The sequence below is a fragment of the Vibrio sp. 1288 genome, assembly GCF_033344475.1.
In genome coordinates, this window is record NZ_JAWPOX010001199.1 from 1 (window position 1) to 504 (window position 504).

The window sequence follows — 504 nt, forward strand, 5'->3', positions numbered from 1 at the left end:
AAGACACGTTCGACACGCCACCGGAAATCATCGCGTGTGGCAAATCGCGCTTGATGTCCGCTACAGCTTCAATAAAATCAACAGCATAGTTGTTGTGCTCATCAATACCCGTTGCGACGGCAAAAATGTTCGGGTCAAAAATAATGTCTTCTGGCGGGAAGCCAACTTCGTCTACCAAAATACGATAAGCATTTGTACAAATTTCTAGCTTGCGCGCGCGTGTTTCTGCCTGACCAACCTCATCGAATGCCATGACGATCACAGCTGCGCCATAACGACGGATCAGTTTAGCTTGCTCAACAAATTTCTCTTTGCCTTCCTTCAAAGAGATAGAGTTCACAATACCTTTACCTTGAATGCATTTCAGACCCGCTTCAATCACTTCCCATTTGGAAGAGTCGACCATGATTGGCACTTTGGAGATTTCTGGTTCTGAGGCACATAGGTTTAGAAAACGCACCATACAAGCCTGTGCGTCTAACATCCCCTCATCCATGTTGATGT

1 protein-coding gene is annotated in these 504 nt (G+C 45.8%); it reads right to left on the reverse strand.

From position 1 onward, the window contains the following. Window positions 1-504 (reverse strand): dihydropteroate synthase (locus R8O11_RS31665; protein WP_318195444.1); only part of this gene is annotated, 504 nt, incomplete at both ends.